Origin of the sequence: Shewanella sp. 11B5 (assembly GCF_002836795.1) — a bacterium.
In the GTDB taxonomy this organism is placed as follows: Bacteria; Pseudomonadota; Gammaproteobacteria; order Enterobacterales; family Shewanellaceae; genus Shewanella; species Shewanella frigidimarina.
In genome coordinates, this window is sequence record NZ_PJAP01000254.1 from 1 (window position 1) to 8,880 (window position 8,880).

The following is an 8,880-nucleotide window of genomic DNA, read 5'->3' on the forward strand; positions in this document are numbered from 1 at the left end:
ATGGTTCAGTGACAGATTTAGAAGTCGCTGGTGTATTTGTTGCTATTGGTCACAGCCCTAATACTGGTATTTTTGCTGGTCAATTAGAAATGAATCACGGTTACTTACAAGTAAACAGTGGTTTACAAGGCAATGCTACACAAACTAGCATCGAAGGTGTCTATGCTTGTGGCGACGTAATGGATCAACATTACCGTCAAGCAATCACTTCAGCCGGTACAGGTTGTATGGCAGCACTTGATGCTGAACGTTATTTAGACGCAAAAAAGTAATCGACTGGATGTAATACAACAAAAGAGCAGCTCAGGCTGCTCTTTTTATTGCCTTAAAAAACATTACAGCGCTTTTTGATAAAACACTGCTTCAGTATCGCCTAAAGGATCGCGGTGAATACTTTTATGTTGAAACGTCATACCGAGTTTTTTCATAATCGCAATTGAGGCAAGATTGTCCTCTACAGCAACGGCACTCACATGAGTCACGCCATCAGGCTCACTGACTGTATCCATAACCGCTTTGGCAGCTTCTGTAGCATAGCCCTTACCCCAACAAATATGCTTAAAACGCCAACCTAATTCCAAGTTATGTGGTTGTGCTTGGGTGAAAAAGTACATTGGTCTGACTAATACCCAGCCTAAATACTCGCCGCTTAACCCGTGTTGATCATTGGCGTCACAATCGAGCGCATGGACTTTCCATAATCCCCAACCTTTTGACGGATGTAAATATTGAGCCAATCTTGGCAACATGATCGTATCTATCTGATGCTGAGTGGTTTTATTGCCGCCATTAAGAAAGTGCATGACGCGTTCATCTTGGTCTAGTTCAAATAATAGTGCGCTGTCATTAAGGGTCATTAATGACAACTGTAATCTAGAGGTGTTTTCAATCTGCACAATATCAGTTCCCTAAAGGTTTTTATGTCATGAGTTCACATGCTAGTAGTTGACACACAAGTTTACACAATGAAACAACAAACACTAAACATATCGATTAACATATACAGTAGAAAAAAACTATTGGCGGTATGAAATGAACTTACTGCAAAAATATCGGATTATAAAAAGGAAGCATTGTGGCTACTAAAAAACAAATAATATTACCCATCATAGTATTAGGTATTGGAATAGCCGGTTTAGTTGGAATTGCTGCACTAAAAAAACCGCCTGAAGAAAAGCCTGCAGTTGATACCACCCCTTTAGTGTCGGTTGAAGCACTTGAATATAAACCGATGACCTTCTCAGTCAGTTCATACGGTGTTGTCGCGGCAAAATACGACACCGAACTCGTCGCACAAGTCAGCGGTGAAATTATTTATTTAGCCGATAAATTCGTCAAGGGTGGCTTTGTTAAAAAAGGTGATGTTTTAGCTAAAATTGATCCCAGTGACTATGAAGCAGGTTTATTAGATGCTCAAGCAAACATAGCCTCATCTAAAGCCAACATGGTGCAAGAACGAGCCAATGCGGAAGTCGCCTTACGAGAATGGGCCGAGATAACCAGCAGTAAGCCAACCGATCTCAGTTTACGCAAGCCACAATTAGCACAAGAATTAGCCAAACTAAAAAGTGCTGAAGCGGGTTTATTACGTGCACAACGAGATTTAGAGCGTACGGTTATCCGCGCGCCATATGATGCATTGATCTCCAGCCGTGAAATCGGTTTAGGTGCATACGTCACCACTGGCAGTAAAATTGGTCATGTTTACAATACTGATACAGCAGAAATCCGCTTACCGCTTGCCGATAAAGAAATGCAATATTTAGATCAAAAAGGCACTCATGCTGAGGTACGATTAGTGGGTAACTTTGCTGGAAGCAAACAAGAGTGGATAGGAAAAATTGTTCGCAGTGAAGGCGTGGTCGACAGCAAAAGCCGCATGACATACCTGGTTGCCGAAATAGACGACCCATACGGACTCAATAGCGATAAAAATGAATTACGATTTGGCACCTATGTTAGCGCCTATGTTGAAGGCAGTAATGCCGGTAATGTGGCCATTATTCCGCGTCATTTGATTGTAAATGGTTTAGTTGCCGTGATGGATAGCGACAAAACCTTACGTTATAAACCTGTTAACATTATTCGCCAAGAAGGCGCGAATGTCGTGATTTCAGAAGGTATTGAATCAGGCGTGCAAGTTATCACATCAGCGCTTGATTACCCGCTAGAAGGTATGCAACTCGCTTTGCCTGAAGATAAAATCTTACAAGATGAGTCAGTAGAAACAGAAAAAACTGAACTTGCGATGGAAGGTAAATAAACATCATGGACGATACTAACAAAGGCATTATCGCCTGGTTTGCCCGCAATAGCGTAGCTGCAAACTTGTTGATGATCATTATCATACTCGGTGGTCTGTTGACCGCCAATACAATCCGTAAGCAATTCTTCCCTGCTGTTGAAGTTAACTGGATTCAATTTAGCGCCGTTTACCCAGGTACTGCACCACAAGAAGTGGAAGAAGGCATTACCATTAAAATTGAACAAGCCTTAGAAAGCGTTCAAGGATTAAAAAGGGTTATTACCTATTCAAATCGTAATATAGCGCAGGGATATTTTCAGGTTGAAGACTCATATGACCCACAAGTCGTACTTGAAGAGGTTAAGTCTGAAATTGACTCGATCTCAACCTTTCCTGGTGGCATGGAGCCCCCTAAAGTTGAACGGATTAAATTTCGCCAAGAAGTAATGTATTTAAGCCTTTATGGTGACTTAAACCAAAAGCAACTCAAAGATTTAGGCGAGCGCATTAATGATGAAATCATGCAATTGCCTGGTGTCAACATTAGCGAATATTATAGCGGCTTAAGTTATGAAATTGGCATTGAAGTCAGTAAAGACCGTTTACGTGAATTTGGGATCACATTTAACGATGTCGCTGAGGCCGTTCGTGGCTATTCACGCAATATGTCGGCTGGCCAAATCAAAGCAGAAAATGGTTACATCAATTTACGCGTTCAGAATCAAGCCTATGTAGGTTACGAGTTTGAACAACTGCCTTTACTAACATTAGATGATGGTACCAAGATTTTATTGGGTGATATTGCCAGCGTAAATGATGGCTTTGAAGAAGGCATTCAATACTCTAAATTTAATGGTAAAAATTCAGTTACCTTCTTCATTGGTGCGGGTAAAAACCAAAGTATTACCGATGTGGCAGATACCATTAATAGCTTTGTCGATAAACAGCAAAAAATATTACCACAAGGTGTAAAACTTGAACCTTGGGTTGACATGACTTACTACTTGGATGGCCGTTTACAACTGATGCTCGACAGCATGAAAAGTGGTGCGATATTAGTGTTTATCATGCTGGCTTTGTTCTTGCGTGTTCGATTGGCTTTTTGGGTGATGATGGGACTACCGGTGTGTTTTCTAGGTACCTTATTGTTTATGCCAATGGCATTTTTTGATGTAACCATTAACGTTATCAGCTTGTTCGCCTTTATCTTAGTGCTGGGGATAGTGGTCGATGATGCCATTGTGATGGGCGAAAGTGCCCATAGCGAATCAGAAGAACACGGCCAAAGTATTGACAGCGTTATTCGTGGGGTTAAAAAAGTCGCCATGCCAGCAACCTTTGGTGTATTGACCACGATAGCCGCTTTTCTACCAATAACCATGGACGACGGTCCATCATCTGCATTTGGGCAGGCTATTGGTTTTGTTGTTATTTTATGTTTATTGTTTTCATTAATAGAATCTAAATTGATTTTGCCTGCGCATTTGGCGCACATGAAAAAGCCTACCATTGTTAAACCAGGTTCAAAAAATCCATTAGATTGGCTGCGTAACGGCGTTAATTTTGTTCAAGGTAAAATTGATCGCGGCTTAACGAAATTTATTAAGTCTGTCTATCGCCCTTCCCTTGAATTAGCGGTTGAGTATCGTTACGCGGTTATCATGTTGTTTATCAGCTTGATTTTGATCTGTGTTGGGCTTTATATGGGCGGTTTGGTTCGTTTTATCGGTCAACCAAAAATTCCACACGACTTTCCAAGAGTCACCGTTGAAATGAACGTTGATGCATCAGAAAAGTCGACACTCGCGGCCGCACTGGCCATAGAGCAGACTTTATATGATGTTGATAAAAAGATTGAACAGCAATATGGCCAGAAAATGATTTCTGACATGCAAGTCGATCTTAAAGGGCAAACAACAGCAGAAGTGATGACTAAATTGGTCGACCCATCACTTAGACCAATGGATACCTTTGCTTTAGCAGACTTATGGCGAAAAGCAATGCCACAAATTCCAGGAGTTAAATCGTTTAGCATTCAAGACAGTTTAATGGGCGGAGGTCGTGAAGATGGCGACATTAGCTTTAGGCTTGAAGGTAAAGATGAAAGCCAGTTAGTGGCAGCGTCATTAGCCCTAAAAGCCAAACTGAATTCACTTAAAGGCGTCAGTGACGTAAACGACAGCCGTCAATCAAGTGCCAAAGAAGTGCAGTTTCAGTTAAAGCCGTTGGCCAATGCATTGGGTTTAACCTTAGCCAATATCGCCTCACAAGTGGGCAACAGCTTTTACGGTCTTGAAGCACAACGTATTATTCGTAATGGTGAAGAAATAAAAGTGATGCTTCGCTACCCTGAAGAGCAACGTAATTCAATCGCACTGGTACAAGATGTGATGATTAACACCCCACAAGGTGCAGAATTACCGCTATCTGAAGTGGCTGAAATAATGGTGGTTCAAGGCGTAAACAGTATCCGCCGCGAAAATGGTAACCGTACCATTAACGTGTGGGCCAATGTAGATGCAGATCAAACTGAACCGTTTAAGTTAGCTAAAGATATCCGTGATAACTTTATGCCTGAGTTATTGATTAAGTATCCGCGGGTACACAGTGAAGTGTCTGGTAGTATTCAAGAGCAATTAGACAGCGCAGATACACAAATGCGTGACTTTATCTTATCGTTATTGCTGATTTATAGCTTGTTAGCTATTCCACTACGCTCATATATTCAGCCTGTGATGATCATGTCTGTGATCCCGTTTGGGGTTATTGGTTCCGTAATGGGCCACATCATTTTAGGTATCGATTTAAGTGTACTATCGATGTTCGGTATTATTGCCGCGGCTGGTGTTGTGGTGAATGACTCGTTGGTGATGGTGGATTATGTCAATAACTCACGCAAAGCCGGTGTGCCAATGAAACAAGCCGTTCTCAATGCCGGTTGCCGTCGCTTTAGGGCTATCATGCTAACGTCATTAACAACATTCATGGGTTTAGTGCCGATTATGGCTGAGACCAGTATGCAAGCTCAAATGGTGATCCCAATGGCGGTTTCATTAGCGTTCGGAGTATTATTTGCGACTGTGGTAACTTTATGTCTTATTCCATGTTTATATATTGCAATTGAAGACGGTAAAGCATTGATCCGCAAGGTCATCAATATTTACGTCCCTGCTCCTTCGTCTGCGATACCATCAACCGAACAGCATTAAATGCAATTATAACTACAATAACAAAGGGCCTAAATGGCCCTTTTTTATTGCATTTTTTATGTTCGAGACAACACTTATAAATCGACTCTATCGATGGTTTTTTATGATGTGATAATCGATGTTCAAAGATTAAGTGAGTAATTGGTTTTATTCACAAAATAGTCCGTCCGTTAAAATAATCTCTTTATCGTTATTCGATAAAATAATATGCTAATCTAGCGCTAACTACCTTGTTTATTGCCAGCCAGCTAAGGTCACACTTTATGAGTCAACGCAGTATTAATGCACTCTTTAAACCCACTTCTGTGGCAGTCATTGGCGCATCTAACGGCAATAAACGCGCAGGTAAAGCAGTGATGAAAAACCTGCTATCAGGCGGTTTTTCTGGTCCAATAATGCCTGTGACACCCAAATACACCGCAGTAATGGGCGTATTGGCTTACCCCAATATTGAAGCATTACCGATCAAACCTGATTTAGCTATAATTTGTACCAACGCCCTGAAAGTGCCCAGTATTGTTGAACGTTTGGCTCAATTTGGCTGCAAAGTTGCGATTATTATGGCTTCTGGCATGGCATCCCAAACTGACGAGCAAGGTAATAATTTACTGGAACTCACCAAACAGTATGCGAAACGATACGGTATGCGTTTATTAGGCCCCAATAGTTTAGGAATGATTTTACCGCCTATAGGGCTCAATGCCAGTTTAGCGCACGCAGGAGCCAACGTCGGAAAAATTGCATTTGTGTCGCAATCGGCTGCTATTTGCACCACAGTCCTCGATTGGGCCAACAATAAAGGTATTGGCTTTTCGTCGTTTATTTCACTCGGCGATGCCACCGATATCGACTTTGACGAATTACTCGATTATTTGGGCCGCGACAGTAAAACCAGCGCTATCATGCTGTATATCGATTCCATTAACGAAAAACGTCACTTTTTATCAGCCGCCCGCGCTGCCTCACGCAATAAACCCATCTTTGTGATTAAATCAGGGCGCAGCCGTGAAGGAGTACAAGCTGCAATGCTCCATACTGGTGGTATTGGCGGTAACGATGCCGTTTATGAAGCCGCTTTTAGACGTGCCGGTATGTTAAGAGTAAACGATTTAATTGAATTATTTGCCGCAGTAGAAAGCCTTGCTCATTCAACCCCATTAAAAGGTGAACGATTAGTTATTATGAGTAATGGCGGCGGCCCTGCAGTCTTGGCTGCGGATGAGTTGATTATTAAAGGTGGCAAACTGGCACAATTGTCAGAAAAAACCGTGACAGAACTGAATGCTATTTTACCCAGTACATGGTCACGACAAAATCCTATCGACATGATTGGCGATTCAGACAGCCAACGCTACGCAGATACATTAAAAGTGCTCATGAGCAGTAACGATACTGACACTATTTTGGTGCTACATTCGCCATCGATATTAGGTGAAAGTGTTGAAATCGCTAACAGTATTATCGACACTATCAATCAACACCCTAATCGCAATCGAATCAATATGCTCACCAATTGGAGCGGTGAAGACTCAGCTTATTTGGCCCGTAAACGATTTACCAAAGCAGGCATTCCGACCTATCGAACCCCTGAGGGTGCCGTGAGAGCATTTATGCACATGGTCGAATATCGTCGTAACCAAAAGTTACTCCAAGAAGTACCGCAGTCAATACCCGATAATATTCCGACTGACAGCAAAGCTGCACGGCTATTGCTGCAACGCGCCTTGGATAATGGTCAAACAGTGGTTGAAACACATCAAGCGGTGGATATTTTGCGGGCTTACGGACTCAACACCATTGAAACCCGCTTTGTAAAAGATGTTGATGAAGCGGTTAATGTCGCCAACCAAGTGGGTTATCCTGTAGCGTTAAAAGTGCAATCACCAGACCTACTCTATAAATCAGATGTGCACGGCGTAGTGTTAAATTTAGCTTCTGATGAAGATGTTAGTCACGCCGCCCACTCTATTATTGACAGGGTTCATCAAATTAACCCTTCGGCCAAAATTGATGGATTAATTATTCAAAAAATGGCGTTAACCGCAGGTGCTCAAGAAATTAGAGTATCGGTAATTAATGACCCAGTATTTGGTCCAGCTATCTGTTTAGGTGAAGGTGGATCTGAATGGGACCCAACACGCGATGCCGCTGTTGCACTGCCACCGTTAAACATGGCACTGGCTCGCTATATGGTGATTCAAGCACTTAAAACCCATAAGTTGCGAGACCGTCATTTGCCACTTGGTCTCGACATGAATGCTTTATGCGTGATGCTGACGCAAATATCTCACTTAATTATTGATTGTCCTGAAATTGCCGAAGTAGACATTAATCCTGTGTTGGCCGCGGGGGAAATAATCACCTTATTAGACGTCAATATGCGTCTTCATGCCACCCCGCAAGACAACATTAACCGTCTGGCCATTTTGCCCTACCCAAAAGAATTAGAACAAACTACCACGCTGAAAAATGGACTCGAGATAATGTTGCGTCCCATCTTGCCAGAAGATGAACCTAAGCACTTAGATTTTGATAATTCATTAAGTGATGAAGACAGATACAAGCGCTATTTTGGGGTGCGCTCACGAATGACCCATGAAGAAATGGCAGTATTAACGCAAATTGATTATTCGCGTGAGATGGCGTTTATTGCGACGACAATGACAGAAGATGGTGAAGAGCTAACGTTAGGGGCTGTGAGAGCGTCTATCGACCCTGATAATACCGAAGCTGAGTTTGCTATGGCTGTTCGCAGTAATTATCAAGGGATTGGCTTAGGCAAATTATTACTGGAAAAACTGATTGCTTACTATAAAACCAACAATACACTGTATTTAACGGGCTTTACCATGTTTGAAAACCGCAGTATGGCCAACCTCGCCAAGTCACTTGGGTTTACCGTATCATTTGATATGGAAGAACATTTGATAAAGATGCACATGGATTTACAACCAAAAGCGCAATAACATTTTGGTTGTATTAAATGTAATCAACTGCAGGTAAACATAAGCCCACATGACTCAACATATAAAAGTTGATTCATTGTGGGTTTATCGGTGTTAAATCAAACCTTGGTATCAGCGAATAAGCAAAACAAATGCTAATAACACAGTACAACCACTGCGAGTGATTAACCAAACTTGACGCAATTTTTACCAGCGGCTTTGGCAATATAAAGTTGTTCGTCAGCACGCGATAATAAGGTATCTACATCATCACCCGTTTGAATAGTGGCCACACCAATAGAAACGGTAATATGGCCCAGGTTCTGTTTCTTTTCCTTACCTATAGAAAGCTGTTTTAATGCAATTCTTTCACGTATTTTTTCAGCCACATTAACGGCATCAATAAGCTTGGCATTGGGCAACATTACCACAAACTCTTCACCACCATAGCGGGCAACCAAATCATCGCCTTTAACGGTAT

The 8,880-nt window shown here is 41.9% G+C and carries 6 protein-coding genes; 4 read left to right on the forward strand and 2 right to left on the reverse strand.

Annotated elements, in window-relative coordinates:
- Window positions 1–272, forward strand: a 272-nt coding sequence (locus CXF78_RS03375) for an FAD-dependent oxidoreductase (RefSeq protein WP_180957038.1), incomplete at its 5' end; no start/stop codon positions are given.
- 63 nt (window positions 273–335) lie between these two features.
- On the opposite strand, the gene CXF78_RS03380 is transcribed toward CXF78_RS03375, so the two are convergent.
- Entirely contained in the window at window positions 336–896 is a 561-nt protein-coding gene (locus CXF78_RS03380) for a GNAT family N-acetyltransferase (protein WP_102035976.1), read from the reverse strand.
- A gap of 179 nt (window positions 897–1,075) precedes the next feature.
- On the opposite strand from CXF78_RS03380, the gene CXF78_RS03385 reads away from it, so the two are divergent.
- The 3 genes from CXF78_RS03385 (at window position 1,076) to CXF78_RS03395 (ending at window position 8,420) form a co-directional block, all read left to right on the forward strand.
- A complete protein-coding gene (locus tag CXF78_RS03385) occupies window positions 1,076–2,263 on the forward strand; it encodes an efflux RND transporter periplasmic adaptor subunit (protein ID WP_102035977.1) in 1,188 nt (395 codons plus the stop codon).
- A gap of 5 nt (window positions 2,264–2,268) precedes the next feature.
- A complete protein-coding gene (locus CXF78_RS03390; RefSeq protein WP_102035978.1) occupies window positions 2,269–5,454 on the forward strand; it encodes an efflux RND transporter permease subunit in 3,186 nt (1,061 codons plus the stop codon).
- A 263-nt stretch (window positions 5,455–5,717) separates the two neighbouring features.
- A complete protein-coding gene (locus CXF78_RS03395; protein ID WP_011637389.1) occupies window positions 5,718–8,420 on the forward strand; it encodes a bifunctional acetate--CoA ligase family protein/GNAT family N-acetyltransferase in 2,703 nt (900 codons plus the stop codon).
- A gap of 164 nt (window positions 8,421–8,584) precedes the next feature.
- On the opposite strand, the gene CXF78_RS03400 is transcribed toward CXF78_RS03395, so the two are convergent.
- Window positions 8,585–8,880 (reverse strand): GGDEF domain-containing protein (locus tag CXF78_RS03400; RefSeq protein ID WP_145991366.1); only part of this gene is annotated, 296 nt, incomplete at its 5' end.

Coding starts and splice junctions, on each gene's coding strand:
- CXF78_RS03390 (WP_102035978.1), top strand. CDS start 2,269: ATGGACGATACTAACAAAGGCATTATCGCCTGGTTTGCCCGCAATAGC.
- CXF78_RS03395 (WP_011637389.1), top strand. CDS start 5,718: ATGAGTCAACGCAGTATTAATGCACTCTTTAAACCCACTTCTGTGGCA.